The following is a 19,523-nucleotide window of genomic DNA, read 5'->3' as shown; positions in this document are numbered from 1 at the left end:
AACCCTCATGACGACCCGCAACCTTCTGGTGATCGGCGCGACCGGCCAGACCGGCCGGCACACCACCGAGCTGCTGCTCCGGCGCGGACACCGTGTACGCGCATTGGTCCGTCGCGTCGACGGGCGCTCCGAAGCGCTCGCCGGGCTCGGCGCGGAGGTCGTGGTCGGGGACGTCCACGACCTCGACTCTCTGGCACGGGCGACCGACGGGATCAACGCCGCCTACTTCACCTATCCGATCCTGCCCGGTCTCATGGACGCCACGGCGAACCTGGCCCAAGCCGCGGAGGAGAACGGGGTGGAGGCGATCGTGAACATGTCCCAGATCTCCGCCCGCCGCGAGGCCGCAAGCAACGCCGCACGACAGCACTGGGTCGCCGAACGCCTGCTGGACCGCTCCGGCATCGCGGTGACCCACCTGCGTCCCACATTCTTCGCCGAATGGCTGATCAACATGTGGGACGGTAGCGGTGAGCTGCGCTTCCCCTTCGCGTACGGCCGGCATGCCCCGATCGCCGCCGTCGACCAGGCGAAGGTGATCGCGGCCGTCCTCGGGGATCCCGCCCCGCACGCCGGCAGGATCTACCCGCTCTACGGCGCCGTCGAACTCGACCACCATGAGATCGCCGAGGCGATGACACGCGCGCTGGGCCGCCAGGTCACGTATGTGCCGATCGGCCTGGAGGAGTTCACCGCCATCATGGAGAAGCGCGGCGCCTCACCCCATCTCATCCAGCACCTTCTCGCCGTCGCGATCGACTATCGCGACGGCGTCTTCTCCGGCATGAACGACGTGGTCAAGAAGATCGGCGGCGACGCCCCGCTCGACGTCGAGACCTTCGTCGCCTTGAACCGCGCCTTCTACGACGACCGCTCGGCCTGAGTGCCGCTCCGTACGCCGTCAACGCCTTCGAAGAGGTCGCTCTCCCTGGTGCCGCCGCTCCAAGGCGGGTTCGCGAGGATGTACTCCTCGACGGGATTCTCGTGTCCGGTGACGCTCAACACCCGTAGCAGGGCGGCGGCATCCGCCTGGCTGGCGTGTGCCGCCAGGGCGCGCAGTTTGCGATCCCAGGAGCCGGAGACATCCACGACTGTGGTGACGCTGTCGTCGTCGACGCCGATCTCCAGGGGCGGCTTCCAGGCATCGGCTCCGAGGACCGTCTCCGCGCGGGCTCGCACCGCTTTGAGGCGGGAGTAGGACAGGGCGATGTAGTACAGCTTCGGGATGCGTCGGTGGGAAGGCGCGCCGCTCTCGTGCCGAGGCGGAAATCCGCCGGCGTCCCGGACACGCCCGACCGCGGCGACGGTCAGTTCGTGGGTACGGACATGATCCGGGTGGTGGGAGAGCCCGTTGGGCGGATAGGTCACGATCACGTCCGGCTGGTACTCGTTCATCAGCGTTTCCAGCCGCCGGATGATCGGCGCGCCATCGAGCCTGCTGAACGCGCGAGGATCGATGTCGTCCGCGGACCCGTGCATGCCGGAGTCGGGGTAGTCCAGTGGGACGAGATCGCTGATGCCCAGCGCCAGCTTGGACATCGCCAGCTCGTCGGAGCGCCGAGCGGCCACTTGCTCCGCCTGATGGTCACGGTGACCCGGTTTGCGACCGTGGGCGTCGTCACCCTGCCCGCCGTCGGTGCAGGTGACGAGAACCGTGCGAAACCCCTCGTCCGCGTATCGCGCAAGGGTGCCGCCGGTCTGGCTCGCTTCGTCGTCCGGGTGCGCGTGAATGACCATCAGCGTCGGCCGGATCTCAGGTGTGTTCAATGACTCGGACCTTTCTGCCAAACGAAAGAGAGTGGAATAAGGACCATAGGACACGGCAACAGCCAGGAGACGTACGCCATCACTGCGTCCTCCCATGTGAGGAAATCACCCCGAATCGCGCCCTGACCGCCGGAGTTCGCCCGCCGCGGCCGGAACGGTGAATGTGCAAGGCGACTCGGGACACTGCCGGCCTCCTCCAGGTGCGTCCGGGGACGCGATGTCGCGGTTGGACTTTCAAACCGTACGTTGTTACGTTACCCGAGCACGCCGCAACTTCACAACGCACGAGGAGTGGTGCACGATGATCAATGCAGAGCGAGCGCCCGCCGAGGAGAGTCCCAGCCGGCCCCGAGGCGGCCCTCAAGATGTGACGCCCACTGACAATCCAGCGGCTCGGTGGGCGTTGGCCCTGGGAAGCCTCGGCGCCTTCGTGGTATTCCTGGACACCACGATTGTGAACATCGCCTTCGAGACCATCAGCCACAGTTTCAACACCACGGCCGGACACCTGGCATGGGTCCTCAACGCCTACAGTCTGGTATTCGCGGCCATGCTCATCCCCGCGGGGCGAGTCGCCGACCGGTACGGGCGCAAGAACGTATTCATCGTGGGCATTACCGGATTCGCGCTGATGAGCGCTCTGTGTGGGCTCGCGCCGAGCGCGGGGGTGCTGATCACCGCTCGTGCTCTGCAGGCGGTCTTCGCCGCGCTCGTCGTACCGTCCTCACTGGCGCTCGTCCTTCACGAGTTCCACGTGGCCCGCCGGCACGTCGCGATAGGTGTCTGGGGAGCGATGGCCGCCGCCGCGGCGGCGGTCGGCCCCACGCTCGGCGCGCTTCTCACCGAGTACGCTTCGTGGCGCTGGATCTTCCTGGTCAACGTCCCGATCGCCGCGGTGATCGTGACACTCGGCAAGCGCTTGCTCCATGAGTCCCGCGACCCTCAGGCTTCCGGCGTGCCCGATCTCCTCGGTGCGCTCCTCGTCGCTGTGGTTCCGGCACTTCTCAGCTTCTCCCTCATCGAGGGCCCCGCCCGTGGTTGGTCCGACACCTGGGTGGTGGGCGGTTTCGTCGGAGCGGCCGTCGCGCTTCCGGTCTTCCTGTGGCGCACCTCGAAGGCCGCACGGCCGGTCATGGACCTCAATCTGTTCAAGGAGCGCCAGTTCCGGGACGTCAACGTCGCAACGCTTCTGTTCTCCACGGCTTTCTTCGGCCTATTGCTCGCCAACTTGATATTTCTTCAGACGGAATGGCACTACTCGGTACTGCGTGCCGCGCTCGCGAGCTCCGCGGGCCCTCTTGTTGTCACGGTCATTGCTCGCTCCACCACCAAACTCGCCACCGTCATCGGTCACCGGCGCGTGCTCCTCGCGGGCGCTGTCGTCTGGGCCCTCGGCTGCCTCGGTTTCGCACTGTTCGTGGACGCCTCGCCGCACTGGGTCACTCACTGGCTGCCCTGGACTCTTCTCACCGGCGTGGGCATCGGTCTGACGCTGCCTGTACAGTCCGGCGCGGCAGTGGCGAAGCTCTCCCCGGCGCAGTTCGCCATTGGTTCCGCAATCAATTCCAGTTTCAGGCAACTTGGCGCCGTTCTGGGCGTGAGCATTTTCGTCGCGCTCCTGGGAACTTCCGGACGGGGACCGGGCGTGGACAACTTCCATCACATCTGGTGGGTCTTCGCCGCGCTGGGACTTGCCGCGGGTCTCGTTCAGGCGTTGCCCCGTCTGGGAGCGGGCGTCGGCCGCTCCGGGATTTGACGCTCCCGCCGTCCCTCGTCATTGAGCGGGTCCACGTCTGATTTCCACGCCGAGTGACTCGACGCAGCGCGAATGCCGCTGCGTCGAGTCACTCGGTATATCGCCCCGCTCACCCTCATGCCCGGTGAACGGGTCCGCTGTCCTTACCGTCCGCGACATGGCGAAGGGCGCCCGCCGGTTCGTGTGTGACGACGAACCTGGGCGCCCTTCGAAGGGGCAGCCGGCCGATTGGTTGCGTGGACGAGAGTGCGTGAGGCTCAGGCAGCCGAGTGCGACGTCACGTTGAGCTGCCAGGCGGTGCCGAATGTGTCGACGCACTGTCCGTGCAGGGTGCCCCACGCGGACGTGGCGAACGGCACCGTGACCGTCCCGCCCTCGGAAAGCCTGCCCCAGTACTCGGCGAGGTCCGCCTCGTCTCCGCCGAGCGCCACCGAGAAGGAGCCGCCGGGTGTGTACTCCTCCGGAGTCGGGGCGTCCGACCCCATGAGGACGACCCCGGCGCTTCCCTTCAGCATCGAGTGCGCGATCAGGTGCTCCTGCTCCGCGGACCGGACTTTGTGGAGATCGGCGAACGTGGTGACCTCCAGGGTGCCGCCGAAGATGGACCGGTAGAACTCCATCGCTTCGCGCGCGTTGCCGCCGAAGGTGAGATAGGGAGTGACTCGAGCGGGCATGGCCGTCCTTCCGTATGGTTTGTTTCTCAAACCGTAACAGTGTGAGTCGTGTGCCTTCAAGGGCTCCGGCCGCTCACGCGCACCGGCGTCGATCGGTTTGATACACAAACCGTAACGTGATACACTTCAATATGCCCGAATCCCCAGTGATCCCCGGAAGGCCTTGCGCGGTCGCAGCGACGTTGGAACTGGTCGGCGACCGCTGGTCGTTGCTGATCGTCCGCGAGATCGTGTTCGGCAACCGGCGGTTCAGCCAGATCGCCCGCAACACCGGCGCCCCTCGTGACCGGCTTGCCGCACGGCTGAAGTCGCTCGTGTCCAACGGCATCCTCGAGAAGCGCGAGTATCAGGTCACCCGGTTCGAGTACCACCTCACCGAGGCGGGCAAGGAACTCGCTCCCCTGCTCATCGGCTTCCTGGCGTGGGGCGACCGCTGGGCCGTCGACGAGCCGCCCATGATCGTGGAACACCACGGCCATCAGGTCCAGGCGACCACCATGTGTGGCGTGTGCGGGGAGGCGATCGACGGCCGGGACCTGCACTGGACGTCCCATACGCCGGGCTGGTCGATGGCGGGTCCCGAAGCGTAGCCCTCCGCATGTGACAGCGGGCATGGTGAAAGACGAAACCGTGTGAGGCTCGGCCTCCCCGGCCCGAGGTCGGGCGGGTCTGATGGCCGTCCGCGCCTCCGTGTGCGTACTGCCTGACGAGAACCGCGCACAGCGGTTGAGTAGTCGTACTCATGCGCTCGTGTGCCGGCCTTGCGAGTCTGGGGCGCATGACAGACGTCACCGCTTCCGTCCGGCGAGCCCGACTGGCCGTACCGGCCGCCGCCTTCACGCTTGCGCTCTTGGCGCTGGTGGTCTCCGGGATTCATCCTCGTGAGCGCGGCACGTGGGTTCTGGAGACCTTCTGGATCATGATCGGGCTGCCGCTGGCCGTTGTCCTGCGGCGCCGTTTCCCGCTGACCGGACTGCTGTGCGCCCTGCTGGGTCTGCACGCCCTGGTCCTGTCGGCGGGCGGTCACTACACCTACGCCCAGGTTCCGTTGGGGGAGTGGCTGCGTGACACCCTGGACCTGTCGCGCAACCCGTACGACCGGATCGGCCATCTGGCGCAGGGCTTCGTGCCGGCCGTGCTGGTCCGCGAGATCCTCGTTCGTACCTCTCCCCTCCGTGGCAGCCGGTGGCTCGCCCCGCTGACCGTCTGCGCGTGCATGGCGTTCAGCGCGTTCTTCGAACTACTGGAGTGGTGGGCCTCCTTGATCGGGGGCGACGCGGCCGACGCGTTCCTCGCCACCCAGGGGGACGTCTGGGACACCCAATGGGACATGTTCTGCGCCCTCGTCGGCGCCGTCCTGTCGCTGCTGCTGCTCAGCAGGGTCCACGATCGTCAGCTGGACGGCCTCGCGGCGCGCGGGTCCGGGGGCTCGGGCGGTCCGTGCCCCGATACTGCGGCTTCGTAGCCGGACGACGCTGCCGGCGGAGTGGCAATCCGTGAGGGCGATCGCATCGATCACCCGTTTCGTTGCCGGTCCGGGAGCAGCGGCTCGACCCGCGCCCACCGCACGTCAGTCAACCGTCCGGCGATGGCTGCGAAGGCGAATGCGCCCGGAACCGCATGGTGTCCGCGAGGGCCTGGAGGTCATCGGCCGGTGGTGAGGGTGGCGAGGTGGCGCCATTGGGGGAGCGGCGGGGTGGGGCGGTCGTCGCCGGTGATGATCTGGAGGGCGAGATGGTCGGCGCCGGCGGTGAGGAACTGCTGGAGGCGGTGGTGGATGGTCTGGTCGGTGCCCCAGACGACGAGGGCGTCGACAAGGCGGTTGCTTCCTGAGTCGATGAGGTCGTCGTCGGTGAAGCCCAGGCGCTTGAGGTTGACGGCGTAGTTCGGGAGTTGCAGGTAGTAGTGGAGGAAGCCGCGTGCGGTGGCGCGTGCCGTCGTGGGGTCGCTGTCCAGGACGACGGTGACTTCGGGGGCCAGGAGCGGTGCGGTGCCTAGGATGGTGCGGGCTTGTTCGATGTGTTCGGGGGCGACCAGGTAGGGGTGGGCGCCGGCGGCCCGGTCGCGGGCGAGGCCCAGCATCTTGGGGCCGAGAGCCGCCAGGACGCGGCGGTCGGCCGGGACGGGCGGGGCGGCGGCGTCGAGGGCGTCGAGGTACTCCACCATCGTGGAGTAGGGGCGTTGGTAGTTCTGCGCCAGTGCGGCGTGGCTCGCGCCCAGGCCGAGGAGGAAACGGCCGGGATGGCTGCGTTCGAGTTCGGCGCGTTGCCGTGCGACGCTGACGGCGTCCTCGAACCAGATGTTGAGGATTCCCGTGGCCAGTAGGACGTGGTCGGTGGATGTGGCCAGATGCGCCGCGTGGCGCACGCTGCTGCTGCCGCCGAGCCAGATGGCGCCGAAGCCCAGTTCCTCGACCTCGGCGGCCGCCTGACGGATCTCGTCCTGCAGCCCGGGCTCCTCGGTGCGCAGTTCGTGGGTGAAGATGCCGAAGGAGCCGACGGCGTCCTTGAGCGCGGTGGGGTAGGGGGTCTGCATCGTCTGCTCCTTGCCGGGACGGTCTGGTGCCGGGGGTCGGCGGGTGGGTGAGGAACTGCTCGGGTCGCGCGGCGGTCGTGGCGGGGCGGGCGGGGTGGCCGATGGTGACGGCACCCATCGGATCCCATTCCGGCGGCAAGTCCAGTACCGCGCGGACGGTGTCACGGCAGAACATGAGGGAGGACACCCGGGCGGCCCAGTTGTTCGCCGGCCCGGGTGACCGGGAGGTCCTCCACGGCTGCGCCCACCCGCGTCGCCGGGGGATCCAGGCGATCATGAAAGCACCGACCGGGATCGTGGCCGGTGGGTCGCGCCTGCGGCGGGTCAGGTGCCGAGCACGGTGGCGATGCGGTCCAGGCACGCCTGGTAGAAGCCGCCCACCGCGGCCGCCGCATCGTCGGCGGGGACTCCGGGCACAGGCTCGAAGGACCCCGTCCACTCGATCACGGACCGGTCGGGTCCGTCCTCGACGACCGCGATCGAGGCGTGGAAGTCGCGCACCGGAACCGGGCCGGGGTCGTCGAAGCGGTACTGCCGGATCGGCCAGTGCGGTGACGTGCGGCAGCAGCCGCGGGTCCAGCCACGGCTCGCCCTGGCGGACGTACTCGGGATGGATGGTCAGTCGTTCCCGCAGGGCGAAGCCCGCCTCGGCGGTGCGTGCGGCCAGGTCGTCGATCTGGGGCCAGGGCCGCTCGGGGTTGACGTGGTCCGGGGTCAGCGGGGAGACGCCGCCCCAGTCGTCGATGCCGGCGTCCAGCATCAGCGGGTACGGGTTCTCTACCCCATCAAGGCACCCGGCGTCGTTCACGCTCCGCCGGGCGCGCGGCACGTCCGACCGCACCGACACTTCAGTCTTTTCAGTCGTCGGCTGGCAGGTCATGTGGCGCTGGCCAGTTCGGATCGGCCAGCCGGGCGAGTCCTGCACCACGCCCCCAAGCGAAGCATGCGTGAGCGTCGCACCGGGCGTGCTTCTTGGCAGCAGCCCGAGCGGCATCCTCGCTGTCGTACCGCGTCACGCTGCGCCGCTCGTAGCCATCCTGTGAGTCGGCGGAAGCCTGTCCGGCTTCGAGAGCCCTGCAACCCTCCCAGCCGTGGTACTTGTCACCCTGGTCGCTCACCCAGAAATCTGGCGTGCCGGGGAGTCTGCCACAGCGGACTTCGTGCCTGTAGTTCGCATCGAGGGGCGATCTGACTCACGGGGCGCCCGGGGCCGGCGGCAACGAGGCCACGATCTCGGCCAGTGTTGTGCTGTTCGGACGCTTCTTCGGCATGACCCGACCCTCCCAGGTGCAACCGTGCGGTGCCTCGCGATGTTGTTGGGTCAGGTCCCCGCATGGTCTCGGTCCACAGGTCCTTCGGCGTGTGCCCCATCCGTGCCCGATGGGACGGGAAACCACGAAGAAGGGCGGCGCTCGCGGCGCTCTGGGATCCGGACTTCGCCACTGACCGCTCCCTTGCCCGACCGCGGTCGGGCAAGGGAGCGGAGGACTCGTCGAGCCGGGTATCCCGCACCACGTCTTCGGCGGGCTCGCAGGTCAGCGTGGGGCGGGCAGGTCAGGGTAGAGCAGGGAGAGATCGCCGCAGAGGGCGGCGCGCGTGTTTCGGCTTTTGTCATCGGCCAGGACCTCGAGGGCGCGTTCCTGGATCCCGTCCAGGGCGAGCCGGGCGACGGCCGTGGGGTCGACCTTGTCCGAAGCGGGAACATAGTCTGACATGTCAGTGTCCATGTAGCCCACGTGCAGGGCGGTGACGTCGATGCCGGAGGAGGCGAGTTCCTGCCGCACCACGTTGGTCATGGCCCACTCGGCGGCCTTGGATGCGCAGTAGGCACCGTACTTCGGGTAGTGCACCCAGCTCAGTACCGAAAGCACATTGAGAACGGCGCCGCCGCCGTTGGCGGTGATCACCGGCGCAAAGGCCCGGATCATGCCGAGTGAGCCGAAGAATGCCGTCTCCATCTCCAGTCGGATGTTCCCCATGTCACCGGCCACCAGCTCCGTGTGCGTGCTGACGCCGGCGTTGTTGACGAGCAATGTGGCGTCCGGGGCCGCCGCGGCAGCCCGGGCCACGGAATGCGGGTCGGTGATGTCCACCTCGATGGGTACGACACCGGGCAGATCGACCGATGAGGCCTTGCGCGCGCCCGCGTAGACCTTCGCGGCGCCGCGCTCCAGCAGCTGGGCGGCGAGATGCCGGCCAAGGCCGCGGTTCGCGCCGGTCACGACTGCCACTGCGTTCTTGATTTCCATGGACCCCTCGTTCCGAAGGAGTATCCCTATTTCCAACGTAGGGCCACGGGTGCCGAGACGCGATCCAGCGCGAAGGGACGCCGCTGGGCGTCGGTCGGATGCCGAAACGCGGTTACTGCGCGTGAGAGGTCGAGACGTGGAGTACGAAATCCCAAAGGCTGCATGATCGACGTACGACGCCACCGTGCCCAGCGGCCGATGCGGCGAGTTCTGCACACCTGGACGCCGGCGGTGCGCCGGCGCCGGATCGCTACGGCGAGTTGGATGGCTCCGGAAAGCAGGGCCCAGACGCCGAACACGAGCAGGGCCGTCCCGATGGTGGAGAACACGGCGATGATCATTCCGGCGGTGGTGGCCAGGTCGAGACCTGTGGTGGCGGTACTGACGCGGTTCGTGGAGCCTGTGCCGGCCAGGCGACGCTCGAGGAGTGTGGCGATGGCGTCCCACAGGGGGTAGACGATGAGCAGTACGGCCGCGATCACTGTGGGCATGTCACCGAGGCTCTCGGCGAGGCGGACGGCTCGATGTCCTGGCTGATCTCGGTGGTGCCGGTGGCCGGGTGCGGTGTGCCGACTGCCTCCCCGACCCCGACCGCGTAGGCCCCCCCCACACACAGCGCAACGCCGGCCGCCGTGTCGAAGAGAAGACCTACGCCGACTCGTACACCATCAAGAGCCGGCCGACCCCCTTCCCCGCCGATGCCCCCGTGCCTCCCGCACGGGGGCATCGGCATGTCCGTTGCCTGGACGCCGCTCGACCCCACCTCGATCATCGCGACATGGTCTATCTCAAGTAGACCTTTACAAGATCCCGGAAGGTCTGTTAGAAAGTAATCGTGAAACTCGCGTTGGCCCTTACGGGCCGTTGGTATCGTCGTGCAAGGAGTACGAACACCATGTCCAACCTCACCCTCTCCACCGTCGGCGGCGATCTCGGCGAGACCGTCTCGCTCACCGAGGGCGCGGCATCGACGCCCGGTCCCGACGAGGTGCTGGTAGCGGTCGACGCCGCGCCGGTGAACCCCGCCGACTTCCTCTACGCGGCGGGGTGGTTCGGCGTCTACCCGCAGGTCCCCGCCGCGATGGGCGCCGAGGGCGCCGGCCGGGTCACCCGGGTCGGCGACGGGGTCGACCCCGCGCTCGTCGGCAAGCGCGTGATCATCCTGCCGACCTTCGAGTTCGGCACCTGGGCCGACCAGGTCGTGGTCCCGGCCACCGCCGTCATCGCGGTCACCGAACGGGCCGACGCCGCCCAGCTCGCGATGCTTCCGGTCAACCCCGCCACCGCCTGGGCCCTGCTGCACGACTATGTGGAGCTGAAGCCGGGTGACTGGGTGGGCGTCACCCTGGCCAACTCCGCGGTCGGGCAGCATGTCATCGCCCTCGCCAAGCGGGCGGGGCTGCGGACCCTCGCCGTGGTCCGGCGCGAGGAAGCCGCCCAGCAGGTGCGCGAACGCGGCGCGGACGCCGTGGTGATCGACGGCGAGGACCTCGCCGAGCAGGTCGCCCGGGCGCTCGACGGCAAGCAGCTGCGCCTGCTTCTCGAAGGCACCGGCGGTGCCGACCAACTTGGGCGGCTGGTAGGCTCGGTTGAGGGGGGCGGCAGTGTCGTCGCCTTCTCCGCCGCGACCGCCCAGCCGCCTGTGCTGCCGCTGGGCGACCTCATCTACCGGGGGATCTCGCTGCGCTCCTTCTTCATCCTGACCTGGCTGCGCGAGACCCCCAGGGCAGAACTGGAGCGCGTCTACAACGAATTGGCCGACCTCATCGTGGACGGCGTCCTCGAGACGACGGTCGCGGGGACGTACCCGCTCGCGCGGTACCGCGACGCGCTCACCCATGCCGCCAGCCCGGAGCGTTCCGGCAAGGTGGTCTTCGTTCCGGAGCACCCCGCCGCCTGACGCGCCGACCCGCCCCCCGAAACACCGCTCCCGGTCCGCCTCCTGGGCGGGCGACGGACCGGGAACGGCCCCGGCGGCAGACAGGGAACGTATGCCCGCCCTGGCGTCGGGCTGTCAGGACGGACGCGCGGCGGCAGTGGGGGCCGTGCTCTTGCGGGCGCGGAAGGCGGCGACATTCGTGCGGTTGCCGCACAGTTCGTACGAGTGCCAGCGCTGTGTGCGGTTGCGGGTCGTGTCGTAGAACACTCCCCGGCACACGTCGCTGCCGCAGACCCGGATACGTGACCAACTGCCGTCGCGGACCAGTTCGGCGACGGAAGCCAGGATCCGGCCGATCAGCGGGTCACCTGAAACCTGGCGCACCCCGGGAGTCGGTCCGGCGAAGGTGAGCACGAAGGTGTGGTCCGACGTGCGAGCCGTCAGGGCCTCCCAGCGCCGGGCCGTCTCCTCCGCGTCCGCCGCCTCCACCACGGCCATCAGGTCGGAGCGCAGCGCGCGGACGCGTTCGAGCCGTTCGACGGCCGGCTCCTGCGCAGGCGACGTACCGGCCGGGTCCGGCGCGTCGCCCAGGTCCGGCGGAGCGAAGGCCCCGAGGATCTCGGCGGCCTGCCGGGGATCCGCCAGCTTGTCCGGCAGCACCGGTACGGCGTGCGGACGCGAGTTGAGCAGGGTCACCAGCGCTCCTGCGGCGCCCGGAACCCGCGTCACGCGCTCGCTTCCGTTTCCCGTCATAGGTCCACTTCCCACCGTCCGGGGCGCCCACTACCGGGGCGACATGGCCAACAGCATAAATGACCATTACAGGCAATGCCCTACCCGCTCGACTCTGCAATTCAACAGGAGACCACTGACATGTCCAAGATTCTCATCGTGGTGACCGGCGCAGACCACTGGACGCTGGCCGACGGCACCAAGCACCCGACCGGCTTCTGGGCGGAGGAGCTGACCGCCCCGTACGCGATCTTCCGGGCGGCCGGTCACGAGATCGCCATCGCCACACCGGCGGGCGTCGTACCGCCGCTGGACGCCGTGAGCCTGACCCCCGAGGTGAACGGCGGGCAGGAGAACGCCGACCGCATCGCGGCCGAGCTGGCCGCCATCGGCGAACTGAACCACCCCAAGCGGCTGGAGGACATCGACCCCACCGACACGGACGCCTACGACGCCGTGTTCTACACCGGCGGACACGGCCCCATGGAGGACCTGGCCACGCACGCCGCGTCCGGCCGGCTCCTGAACGCCGTCCTCGCCTCCGGCAAGCCGCTCGGCATCGTCTGCCACGGCCCGGCCGCACTGCTCGCCACCGCCGCGCAGGACGGCACTTCCCCGTTCGCCGGGTACCGGGCGACCGGGTTCACCAACGTCGAGGAGACCCACGCGGGCTTCGCCGAGCGCGCCGAGTGGCTCCTCCAGGACCGCTTGGTGCAGCTCGGCATCGACTTCCAGGAGGGCGAGGCGTTCGCTCCCCACGTCGTCGTCGACCGGAACTTCGTCACCGGCCAGAACCCTGCCTCGTCCGGGCCGGCCGCCGAGGCACTGCTCCGGGTGCTGGCTTCCTGAGCCACCCCGGCCGGGCGGTCCGGTGCCCTCCCACCCTTGACGGCACCGGACCGCCCCCATCACTGAAACCCCGGGCCGCGCGCCCGCGCCCGTCCGAAAGAGGAGTCGCATGACCACCCCGACGATGAACCGCACCCCTCCGGAACGGGAGGTGGGGCTCGGCCTGATGGGCATGTCCGAGCTGTACGGCCCGGCCGACGACACGGAGTCGCTGTCCACTATCCGGGCGGCCCTCGACCAGGGAGTCCGGCTGCTGGAGACCGGCGACGCCTACGGCATGGGCCACGGCGAACTGCTGCTGCGGGAAGCGTTGCGCGGACGCCGCCGGGACGAGGTCCGCGTCAGCGTCCGGTTCGGCGCGCTGCGCGAGCCCGGCGGCGGCTGGACGGGATCGGACAGCAGGCCGGTCGCCGTCAAGAACTCCCTTGCCTACTCGTTGCGCCGCCTCGGAACGGACTACATCGATCTGTACCGGCCCGGGCGTCCCGACCCGGACGTCCCGATCGAGGAGACGGTCGGCGCCCTGGGCGAGATGGTCCGCAGCGGACACATCCGCGGCATCGGACTGACGGACGTCGGCCCCGACACCCTGCGGCGGGCCCACGCCACCCATCCGATCGCCGACGTGCAGGTCGAGTACTCCCTCTTCTCCCGCGGCCCGGAGCGCGTCCTCCTGCCGACCGCCCGCGAGCTGGGCATCTCCGTGACTGCCTACGGCACCCTGTCCCGCGGACTGCTCTCCGGCCACTGGTCCCCTTCGCGGCAACGGCAGCTGCCACCCGAGGACTTCCGCAACGGCCTGCCCCGGTTCCAGGGCACCAACCTGACGCACAACCTGGCGCTGGTGGAGGCACTGCGCCGGGTGGCCGCCGAACACGAGATGACCGTGGCCCAGCTGGCCATCGCCTGGGTGGCCGCCCAGGGCCCCGACATCGTCCCCCTCGTCGGGGCCCGTACCAGGACCCAGCTCACCGAGACGCTGACCGCAACCGCCCTCCGCCCCGCACCGGCCACCCTGACCGCTGCCGAACAGGCCATACCGCCCGGCTCACCCGCCGGCGACCGCTACATGCGAGCGCTGCTCGATCTGCTGGACGGCTACTAGCCAGTAATTGCCTGGCCGATCATGTGACGGCTCGGCGCACCGCCGTGGCGAAGCCGGCGGGACAGGTGTCGTGCACCGTGTGGCCGGTCGCGAGTGCGACGACCCACGCGGCGACGACCTGCTGGAGACCCTGGCCGCCCCGGCCGAGGGCTCGCCGTACTACTGGCTCCGGGACGGTCCCAGGGCAAGTCGCGATGTTCCCGTCCGGGTTCCGGGAGGGCCTGTCCCGCACGCACGACAGCAGAACGTCAGCGCATCCGGAAGACCGGGCCGCGCGCTGTGAACGGCAGTACCGCGCCCTGCGGTAGGAGGAAGGCGTGCTCGCGTCGTATGCAAAGGACGTCGCACTCGCCGTCGGTGATGACCAGGACGGGGGCCGTGGGAGGGAAGTCGTCGGCCCGCTGCAGGAGGTCGACGGCCGGTTGCAGGAGCGTGCCGCCGCGGCCCCGGACGCGCACCCGGTGGGCGATCTCGGCGACGGGCAGATAGCCGGCGTCGAAGGGGGCGGCGTCGCAGAAGACCACGCGCGCCCCCGTCACGTCCCGGGCGGCGGCGTAGGAGGCGATCGCGCCGAGCGCTTTGCCCAGCAGCGTCCTGTCCATGGACAGCGAGGTGTCCAGCACCACTCCGAAGGTGCAGCGTGCCACTTCCTCGGGCGGGAAGCTCCGGCCCGCCCGGGGGATGTCCGGCGTGGAGGCCTGGCGGCGTGCGGGACGGGCGTAGCTGCGCACGGCTTCGGGCCGCGGCACGTACTCGTCGAACCAGCGCGCGAGTCTGGCGTCCCAGGGGAGCGGCGGGTGGGAGAGCGCCTGGATCTCCTCGACGAGTCCGGCCGGCAGGAAGCCGCGTTCGCGCCGGTGCAGGTCGAAGCCTTGGAGCAGTCCACGCCGGTAGAACTCGTCCAGGTCCACCCAGGCGGGAGCGGCCTCGCCGGCGCGCGGCAGCGGCGCACCCAGGACGTCCCCGAGCCCCTTGCCGCGCAGCGTGGCGAGGCGGCGCAGCCTGCGCTGGTCCCGGGAGACGCGGTCGTAGACCTCCTCGGTGGACAGTCCGGCAAGTGCCGGGTCGTGGAGCAGTCCCTCCGGCATCTGCCCGACGTCCATCTCGACCAGCCAGCCGTTGATCACGTAATCGGCGGCGACGTTGAACAGGTACGGGTCGCGTCCGCCGAGGCGCTCGCCGTGGCGGAGTGCGGCGTGCAGCAGCTCGTGGGCGAGGATGAACCGCCATTCCTCGTCGGTGTACCGGCACAGGGGGTTGAGGTAGATCTCGCCCGCCTCGGCGTGGACGGCCGCGACCGAGATCCGCTGGGCGCGCGCGAGTTCGGCGTCGGCCACCAGCGTCATCCCTGCGGCGATGCCGCCCAGCAACGGGTACGAGGAGACGAACCAGCTCAACGCCCGCTCCCAGGGCCGCTGGGGCCGGCGCGCCCCGGTGAGCTCCTCCCGGCGCCCGCCGGCGACGTCCATGGCCGCCGACATCGTGCGGGTGAGGGCGCTCGCGAAGGCGGTGGTCCAGTCCTCGAGGGCGTGCCAGGGCTGGTGCCAGGGACGCAGCAGCTGGTCGGGGTGGGAACCTGCCGCGCCGCATGCGGCGTACTCGGGCGGGATCCCGTCGCGTCGCCAGCGCGCGGCCAGTTCGTCCTCGTCGCCGCCCGGGAACGCATCGGGGAGTGCCACGGGCGCCCGGCCCACGAGGAAGGTGGCCAGGAAGCGGTTGACGACCGTGCAGCGGGCGGCCAGATCGAACCGGTCGGGCTGCTCCCGCGCGCCATGGGCGGCCGGTACGTGACCGAAGCCCAGGTGCAGCAGGCAGTGGGCCAGCACCCAGGCCCACTCCTCCGGTTCCGCGCGGCGCAGCGGGTCGGCGTGCACGACGCCGTTGGAGGTCACCGCGGCCCATCCGCCGCCCCGGGGGTGCTCCGTGCACTCCTTGCTGCGGCACAGCGTGCCGTTGACGGCGGACAGGGCGGCCAGCGCGGTGTTGCGGCGCAGCAGGTCCACCCCGGCGGCGAACGCCTTGCCGGCCGGGTCGTCCTTGGCCTCGGGGCGAGCCCTCGACGCGGAGCCGCGCACCCCGCTCACCGGCGCGCCTCGACCAGCCGCGGCATGTCGCGGGCGGCCTCGAGAAGGAACCAGGAGGGCAGCACCGGGTTGTCGTCGTCGCCGTCCGCGATGACGGTCTGGGCGACCTCCACGGAGATCTCGGCCAGCTGGACGAGCAACGACTTGGCCCGGTAGGCGGTCTGCCGGACGGCCGGGGAAGCGTGCTCCTTGCTCGCGGGCAGTTCCTTGATGAGGCGGCCCCGGAAGGAGTCGGCGAGGTAGTAGAGCAGGTCGCGGTCCCCGACGCGGTGCGGCCAGGACGCGTCGCCCTTGAGGATGGCCTCCAGGCCGTAGGAGTGACGGACGATCTTGACGTAGCCGCAGAAGGCCACGGCGTGCGCGGGGGTGAGCATGCCGTGGGCCAGGACCTTGAGCGTCTCCTCGTCCACGGCGGGTCCGAAGGAATGCAGCGCGTCCGAGAGCATGTGCCAGGCCCGCGGGGTGGAGAACGGCTCCTCGGTCTTGGGCGGAGGAGACCACAGGTGGTCCGGCCGGTCGGTGAGGTGGTCGGTGATCCACGGATGGATTCCGGCGGCCGACGCCCAGACCAGCCAGTCCGAGGCCGAGGCCCGGAGGTGGACGTGGGCGAGGCGGTTGACCAGGGCGGAGGCCATGGGCCGCGCCAGGGCGTTGTCGGTGGCCCGGTTGCCCGCGCCGATGACGATGCTGCCGGGCGGCAACTCGTAGGAGCCGATCCGGCGGTCGAGGATCAGGGAGTAGAAGGCCTTCTGCACATCGGGGGTGGCGGCGTTCAGCTCGTCCAGGAAAAGGCAGTAGGGCTCGTCGCGGGCGATCGCCTCGGGAGGGCAGAACCGCGAGCGGCCGTCGACGATCTGAGGGACGCCGATGAGGTCCTCGGGAGCCAGCTGGGTCCCGATGAGGCTCACGCAGTCCAGCCCCAGCGAGTCGGCGAACTCCCTGACCAGCGACGACTTCCCGATGCCGGGCGCGCCCCACAGGAATACCGGGCGGACGGTGGCGAGATTGAGCAGCAGTTCGGGCACCTGGGAAGGCGAAACAGTGACAACACCCTGCAAGTGTTGGCTCCTTGGCTGGTCGGGGAGGGGATGAGGAGGACGGGCGGCCGCGCGCGGAGCACGGGACGGCGCTCAGTGTCACCTTGGCCGGTGCCCGGGCGCATCTGCTTTTCACGTCACCGGGGCTGTGGGGGCCGCCGGGCCGCATCGATCGGTCCATTCGCCGGACCCTGCGCGGCGTCGGCGGGAGGTTCCCTGGTGTGCCGACAGTTATCTCACCCTTCGTCGGTGAACCTGTGACGATGCCCGTGCAGCCGGTGCTGGAGAGCCGGGACGCCGCCGTGTCGGCCCGGCCACGGACGATGCCTCCGCGAACCGAGCGGGCTGGGGCCGGAAGGCACGGACGGATGCGAACCCGTAAGGTCCCAACGCGTGGGGTACATACAGAGGAACGTCGGCTGGTTCGGGCGGGCTACGGGCGGGATTTCCCCTGCTCACACGGCAGTCTTCGAGCGTTTCGCGGAGCAGTTGGCGAGGGGCGAGTACGAAGAGGTCGAGGCCCGGGCACAGGCTCTCGCGGGCCGGCCACGGCGCATCTGGGACCGGAGTCCCGAGCCGGCGTGGCTGGCGAGGACGTTCGCCCTCACGGCCGCGGTGCAGCACGGGCGCAGGACACATGTCCGGCCCGAAATGCAGGCGCTGACGAGGGAGTTGCAGCACACCACCGGAGCGAATCGCACCATTCTGCTGGTGGTGCGGGTCGGTTACGCGGTCGTTCTCCTCGGCGAGGAGCGGTACGCGGAGGCGGAGTCCGAGGCCGCGGGAGTTCTGAGTGAGGTGACCCGGCTGGCGTATCTCACCCAAGTGGCCGACACCGAACTGTTCGCTCTGGCATGCCTGGCGGAAGCCCTGTGCGGACAGGGCCGGTTCAAGGAGGCGGAAGCCGTCGCGCGTGGCAATCTGCCCCGCGCGACGGGGAACAGAGCCGCTTCCTTGCGGTCCCTGCTGGTACACAGCTTGAACGGGCAGGGCCGGTACGAGGAGGCGCTGGCCGAGTCCCAGCAGCCGACGCCGCCCGCGTCCCGCGCCGGGAGCGGGCAGTCGGCCATGGCCATCGCCGCGGCTCTGCACGGTCTGGGCCGCCGCGACGAAGCCGAAGCCGCCGCCCGTCAGGCATTGGCCGAGTGTGAGCGGTTCTTTCATCCCGCCCATCCACGCATCCGCGAAGCGCGGGAACTGCTGGTCCGCATCACCGCCGGGGACCCTCCGCCCGAACCCCCGGACGCGGGCGCCGGACCCTCGTAGCGATCGGCCAGGCTCACGGGTGAACGGCATGTCCCAGGCTCTCGCCAAGAGGGCCAGCGCCGGGCATACGCCGGTCGACCGCGCCGGGCCGACACCCCCACATGACCGTTGACCGGCATGTCGCCACGGAAACGCGACCCGCCGGCTGCCGGCGGCACCGCGCGGACGGGCGGCCCTTCGGGCAGCCCGTCCGTCGACCGGTGCTCAGCGCCAGCCGAGTTCCGGTGCCACGTGGGTGAGGATGCTGTCCAGCACATGCGCGTTGTATTCGACCCCGAGCTGGTTCGGGATGGTCAGCAGCAGGGTGTCCGCGGCCTGGATCGCCTCGTCGTCCCGCAGCAGCTTCACCAGTTCCTCCGGCTCGGCGGCGTAGGAGCGCCCGAAGACGGCCCGGGTCGTGTCGTCGAGCATGCCGACCTGGTCCCGGGAACTGCGGTCGCGGCCGAAGTAGGCCCGGTCGAGGTCGTTGGTCAGGGCGAAGATGCTGCGGCTGACCGACACCCGAGGCTCCCGGGTGTGGCCCGCATTCCGGTACGCCTCGCGGTACACCTCGATCTGCTTGCGCTGCTGGACGTGCAGCGGCTCGCCCGTCTCGTCGTTCTTCAGCGTCGAGCTCTGCAGATTCATCCCCAGCTCGGCGGCCCAGACGGCGGTTGCGTTGGACGCGGAGCCCCACCAGATCCTGTCGCGCAGTCCCTCGGAGTGCGGTTCGATCCGCAGCAGCCCAGGCGGGTTGGGGAACATCGGCCGCGGGTTGGGCGGGGCGAAGCCCTCGCCGCCGAGGACCGTGAGGAACGCCTCGGTGTGGCGGCGGGCCATGTCGGCGTCCGTCTCGCCCGGCGCGGGGTTGTAGCCGAACAGGCGCCAGCCCTCGATCACCTGTTCCGGTGAGCCGCGGCTGATGCCCAGTTGCAGCCGACCGGCCGAGATGAGGTCGGCGGAGCCCGCGTCCTCGGCCATGTACAGCGGGTTCTCGTAGCGCATGTCGATCACGCCGGTGCCGATCTCGATCTTCGAGGTCCGCGCACCGATCGCCGCGAGCAGCGGGAACGGGCTGGCCGCCTGCCGGGCGAAGTGGTGCACCCGGAAGTACGCGCCGTCCACGCCGAGCTCCTCGGCGGCGACCGCGAGGTCGATGGACTGGTGCAGGACATCCTGGGCCGACCGGGCCCGGGAATGCTCGCCGGGCGACCAGTGACCGAAGGAGAGGAATCCGATCTTCTTCACCCCGTGCCCAGCGTCCAGGGGCCAGGTTTGATTCCCGTCCCAGGCCACGGACCGTGCCCGGTGCGCGTCGCCGTTCGAAGCGATCATCGAATGATGGCTGTGGAGCGTCCGCCACGTGGAAGGACGGGCCCGTAGTGAACCGGCAGTCTGAGCGGGCCGCGGATCATGCCGGAAGGGATCAAGCCGATCTCGTCGAGAGGGACTGTCGCCTCGAGATCGGTGATGCGCCTCAGCAGCACCTCGAGGCCTGTGGCCGAGCCGGGCCAAGGGGGCGCCCAGGCGGTGGTGAATGCCGTGGCCGAAGGCCAGGTGCCGGGCGTCAGGACGTGACACGTCGAGGACGGCGGGGTCCTCGCCCGCGCT

General features: G+C 69.9%; 18 protein-coding genes and 1 pseudogene. 8 read left to right on the top strand and 11 right to left on the bottom strand.

Annotated elements, in window-relative coordinates; translation table 11 throughout:
* The first annotated feature begins 7 nt into the window (after positions 1 to 7).
* Positions 8 to 883: an NmrA family NAD(P)-binding protein gene (locus tag RV983_RS02090; RefSeq protein WP_475984021.1), complete on the top strand. Its 876-nt coding sequence runs from the start codon at positions 8 to 10 to the stop codon at positions 881 to 883.
* Here the strand turns inward: RV983_RS02090 and RV983_RS02085 are convergent.
* Complete coding sequence (locus RV983_RS02085) at positions 862 to 1,767, bottom strand: PIG-L deacetylase family protein (protein WP_475984020.1); 906 nt, start codon at positions 1,765 to 1,767, stop codon at positions 862 to 864. The two genes, RV983_RS02090 and RV983_RS02085, sit on opposite strands and share 22 nt — an antisense overlap.
* A gap of 301 nt (positions 1,768 to 2,068) precedes the next feature.
* Here RV983_RS02085 and RV983_RS02080 point away from each other — a divergent pair, with 301 nt between their 5' ends.
* A complete protein-coding gene (locus RV983_RS02080) occupies positions 2,069 to 3,523 on the top strand; it encodes an MFS transporter (protein ID WP_475984019.1) in 1,455 nt (484 codons plus the stop codon).
* A 257-nt stretch (positions 3,524 to 3,780) separates the two neighbouring features.
* On the opposite strand, the gene RV983_RS02075 is transcribed toward RV983_RS02080, so the two are convergent.
* Positions 3,781 to 4,197 (bottom strand): VOC family protein, encoded by a 417-nt coding sequence (locus RV983_RS02075; RefSeq protein WP_475984018.1) that lies wholly within the window; start codon positions 4,195 to 4,197, stop codon positions 3,781 to 3,783.
* A 131-nt stretch (positions 4,198 to 4,328) separates the two neighbouring features.
* Here RV983_RS02075 and RV983_RS02070 point away from each other — a divergent pair, with 131 nt between their 5' ends.
* Both RV983_RS02070 and RV983_RS02065 read left to right on the top strand, forming a co-directional pair.
* Complete coding sequence (locus tag RV983_RS02070; RefSeq protein ID WP_475984017.1) at positions 4,329 to 4,787, top strand: winged helix-turn-helix transcriptional regulator; 459 nt, start codon at positions 4,329 to 4,331, stop codon at positions 4,785 to 4,787.
* A 188-nt stretch (positions 4,788 to 4,975) separates the two neighbouring features.
* Positions 4,976 to 5,662: a DUF2238 domain-containing protein gene (locus tag RV983_RS02065; protein ID WP_475984016.1), complete on the top strand. Its 687-nt coding sequence runs from the start codon at positions 4,976 to 4,978 to the stop codon at positions 5,660 to 5,662.
* 179 nt (positions 5,663 to 5,841) lie between these two features.
* On the opposite strand, the gene RV983_RS02060 is transcribed toward RV983_RS02065, so the two are convergent.
* The 5 genes and pseudogenes from RV983_RS02060 to RV983_RS02040 form a co-directional block, all read right to left on the bottom strand.
* On the bottom strand, positions 5,842 to 6,732 hold the full coding sequence (locus tag RV983_RS02060; protein WP_475984015.1) for an LLM class F420-dependent oxidoreductase: 891 nt from the start codon (positions 6,730 to 6,732) through the stop codon (positions 5,842 to 5,844).
* A gap of 324 nt (positions 6,733 to 7,056) precedes the next feature.
* Complete coding sequence (locus tag RV983_RS02055) at positions 7,057 to 7,233, bottom strand: SRPBCC family protein (protein WP_475984014.1); 177 nt, start codon at positions 7,231 to 7,233, stop codon at positions 7,057 to 7,059.
* Between the two features lie 16 nt (positions 7,234 to 7,249).
* A pseudogene (locus RV983_RS02050) lies at positions 7,250 to 7,495 on the bottom strand (hypothetical protein); the annotation flags it as partial.
* A gap of 772 nt (positions 7,496 to 8,267) precedes the next feature.
* A complete protein-coding gene (locus tag RV983_RS02045; protein ID WP_475984013.1) occupies positions 8,268 to 8,981 on the bottom strand; it encodes an SDR family oxidoreductase in 714 nt (237 codons plus the stop codon).
* Positions 8,982 to 9,007: 26 nt separating this feature from the next.
* Entirely contained in the window at positions 9,008 to 9,472 is a 465-nt protein-coding gene (locus tag RV983_RS02040; RefSeq protein WP_475984012.1) for a hypothetical protein, read from the bottom strand.
* A gap of 404 nt (positions 9,473 to 9,876) precedes the next feature.
* Between RV983_RS02040 and RV983_RS02035 the strand changes: the two genes are divergently transcribed.
* A complete protein-coding gene (locus tag RV983_RS02035; protein WP_475984011.1) occupies positions 9,877 to 10,881 on the top strand; it encodes a zinc-dependent alcohol dehydrogenase family protein in 1,005 nt (334 codons plus the stop codon).
* Between the two features lie 114 nt (positions 10,882 to 10,995).
* Here the strand turns inward: RV983_RS02035 and RV983_RS02030 are convergent, their stop codons facing one another.
* Entirely contained in the window at positions 10,996 to 11,589 is a 594-nt protein-coding gene (locus RV983_RS02030) for a CGNR zinc finger domain-containing protein (protein ID WP_475984010.1), read from the bottom strand.
* Between the two features lie 144 nt (positions 11,590 to 11,733).
* On the opposite strand from RV983_RS02030, the gene RV983_RS02025 reads away from it, so the two are divergent.
* Together RV983_RS02025 and RV983_RS02020 are read left to right on the top strand one after the other, a co-directional pair.
* Positions 11,734 to 12,441 (top strand): type 1 glutamine amidotransferase domain-containing protein, encoded by a 708-nt coding sequence (locus tag RV983_RS02025; protein WP_475984009.1) that lies wholly within the window; start codon positions 11,734 to 11,736, stop codon positions 12,439 to 12,441.
* 109 nt (positions 12,442 to 12,550) lie between these two features.
* The gene (locus RV983_RS02020) at positions 12,551 to 13,546 is read left to right on the top strand and encodes an aldo/keto reductase (RefSeq protein WP_475984008.1); all 996 of its coding nucleotides are present in this window, start codon (positions 12,551 to 12,553) and stop codon (positions 13,544 to 13,546) included.
* A gap of 248 nt (positions 13,547 to 13,794) precedes the next feature.
* Here RV983_RS02020 and RV983_RS02015 read toward each other — a convergent pair whose 3' ends face one another.
* Both RV983_RS02015 and RV983_RS02010 read right to left on the bottom strand, forming a co-directional pair.
* Positions 13,795 to 15,630 (bottom strand): vWA domain-containing protein, encoded by a 1,836-nt coding sequence (locus tag RV983_RS02015; protein ID WP_475984007.1) that lies wholly within the window; start codon positions 15,628 to 15,630, stop codon positions 13,795 to 13,797.
* Positions 15,627 to 16,688, bottom strand: coding sequence for an ATP-binding protein (locus RV983_RS02010; RefSeq protein ID WP_475984006.1), 1,062 nt, complete (start codon positions 16,686 to 16,688; stop codon positions 15,627 to 15,629). The genes RV983_RS02015 and RV983_RS02010 overlap by 4 nt, the downstream gene beginning before the upstream one ends.
* A 372-nt stretch (positions 16,689 to 17,060) precedes the next feature.
* Between RV983_RS02010 and RV983_RS02005 the strand changes: the two genes are divergently transcribed.
* Positions 17,061 to 17,933 (top strand): tetratricopeptide repeat protein, encoded by an 873-nt coding sequence (locus RV983_RS02005; protein WP_475984005.1) that lies wholly within the window; start codon positions 17,061 to 17,063, stop codon positions 17,931 to 17,933.
* Positions 17,934 to 18,137: 204 nt separating this feature from the next.
* On the opposite strand, the gene RV983_RS02000 is transcribed toward RV983_RS02005, so the two are convergent.
* Positions 18,138 to 19,160: an LLM class flavin-dependent oxidoreductase gene (locus RV983_RS02000; RefSeq protein ID WP_475990197.1), complete on the bottom strand. Its 1,023-nt coding sequence runs from the start codon at positions 19,158 to 19,160 to the stop codon at positions 18,138 to 18,140.
* Positions 19,161 to 19,523 lie beyond the last annotated feature (363 nt).

Source organism: Streptomyces sp. RLA123, from assembly GCF_056270165.1.
Note: the sequence above shows the minus strand (reverse complement) of the source record. Positions and strands in the feature narration are given on the sequence as shown.

Coding starts and splice junctions, on each gene's coding strand:
- RV983_RS02090 (WP_475984021.1), top strand. CDS start 8: ATGACGACCCGCAACCTTCTGGTGATCGGCGCGACCGGCCAGACCGGC.
- RV983_RS02080 (WP_475984019.1), top strand. CDS start 2,069: ATGATCAATGCAGAGCGAGCGCCCGCCGAGGAGAGTCCCAGCCGGCCC.
- RV983_RS02075 (WP_475984018.1), bottom strand. CDS start 4,197: ATGCCCGCTCGAGTCACTCCCTATCTCACCTTCGGCGGCAACGCGCGC.
- RV983_RS02070 (WP_475984017.1), top strand. CDS start 4,329: ATGCCCGAATCCCCAGTGATCCCCGGAAGGCCTTGCGCGGTCGCAGCG.
- RV983_RS02065 (WP_475984016.1), top strand. CDS start 4,976: ATGACAGACGTCACCGCTTCCGTCCGGCGAGCCCGACTGGCCGTACCG.
- RV983_RS02060 (WP_475984015.1), bottom strand. CDS start 6,732: ATGCAGACCCCCTACCCCACCGCGCTCAAGGACGCCGTCGGCTCCTTC.
- RV983_RS02045 (WP_475984013.1), bottom strand. CDS start 8,981: ATGGAAATCAAGAACGCAGTGGCAGTCGTGACCGGCGCGAACCGCGGC.
- RV983_RS02040 (WP_475984012.1), bottom strand. CDS start 9,472: ATGCCCACAGTGATCGCGGCCGTACTGCTCATCGTCTACCCCCTGTGG.
- RV983_RS02035 (WP_475984011.1), top strand. CDS start 9,877: ATGTCCAACCTCACCCTCTCCACCGTCGGCGGCGATCTCGGCGAGACC.
- RV983_RS02025 (WP_475984009.1), top strand. CDS start 11,734: ATGTCCAAGATTCTCATCGTGGTGACCGGCGCAGACCACTGGACGCTG.
- RV983_RS02020 (WP_475984008.1), top strand. CDS start 12,551: ATGACCACCCCGACGATGAACCGCACCCCTCCGGAACGGGAGGTGGGG.